This window comes from Faecalibacterium sp. Marseille-Q0746, assembly GCF_017377595.1.
GTDB classification, from domain to species: Bacteria; Bacillota; Clostridia; order Oscillospirales; family Ruminococcaceae; genus Faecalibacterium; species Faecalibacterium duncaniae.
In genome coordinates, this window is sequence record NZ_JAFREI010000050.1 from 1 (window position 1) to 1,086 (window position 1,086).

At 47.2% G+C, this 1,086-nt stretch carries 1 protein-coding gene; it reads right to left on the bottom strand.

What is annotated here, in order from left to right; all coding sequences use genetic code 11:
• Nucleotides 1-299 precede the first annotated feature (299 nt).
• Complete coding sequence (locus J3351_RS13985) at nt 300-518, bottom strand: hypothetical protein (RefSeq protein WP_080545308.1); 219 nt, start codon at nt 516-518, stop codon at nt 300-302.
• Nucleotides 519-1,086: the final 568 nt, after the last annotated feature.

The window sequence follows — 1,086 nt, forward strand, 5'->3', positions numbered from 1 at the left end:
TCTTCCTCCATGAGCTGCTCGAAAACTCGCTGTTCCTCTGCCGAGAGGTTATTCCATGCGGCTTCCAACTCCTGCTCGTTGGCTGCGTTGACGAAGGCTTCGATCTCTTTTTTCATGGTGCATCCTCCTTTGGCTGCGAAAAGCGGATTTTCAAAAAGTATGGGTTTTCGTGAGAGCAAGAATCGTCCCGTGGCCACAAATTTTCAATTCTTGAAAATTCTTGCCCTTTTGGGACAGCTTCTTGTTGGGGCGTGCCTGCCCCAAACCCTGCTTAGGAGTGAGTGCGATATACTAGGAATTTATTTATTGCTTGCATCGGTTTTGTCGTTTCCCTTTTTCTTACGAGACAAACCTAAACAAAGATGCGTCGAGCCAAGGCAAAGAAATGATGAACCAAGACACAACCATACAACAGCCATAGAATTATCATTTCCACTTATGAAGCTAATAAGTGAAGCCATATATAACAGAGCAGAAGCTGCATAGAATAAGATAGATTTCTTGGTTTCTTTTTTCATAAATAATCGCCTCCACAAATCGATTTGTTGAGTCAATTATACCACGTTCTTTATCGAAATTACACCCTCTACATGGGAGAACTTGGCCGATTTACTGCGTACGTGCGTACCCATCTTCCGTATACACGTATGCGGCGATTTGCCCGAAACGCACTCTATACAGCCGTTCCCCCTCGGAGAGCCCACTACACTTTGCAGACCACAGGGATGAAAGTGTCATAGTGGGTTATTACACTTCCGCAGAAGTGCCTTCTCCTCGCCGCAGACAGCCGGGTGTGCCTTTTGTGAGAGCTTTCTGTGCGGCGAATCTACATCGCCCACAGGCGATGTAAGCAGGGATTCCAAAGGGGCGCAGCACCCTTGGCACACGACTTTGGTACAAAGTCTAGTGTGTTACACCTTTCCAGAGGTGTATACGTTCCTGAAATGCAAAAAGCCCCATACCCAACACCTTAACGGTGCGGACATGGGACTTGATGCTTCCTCGGCCTAGCCGGGTACTCCGTAACCAATCCTGACAGGCAGTTGCCGTGTCATTTTTCGAAAACTGTTTTACGGATACCCAGCA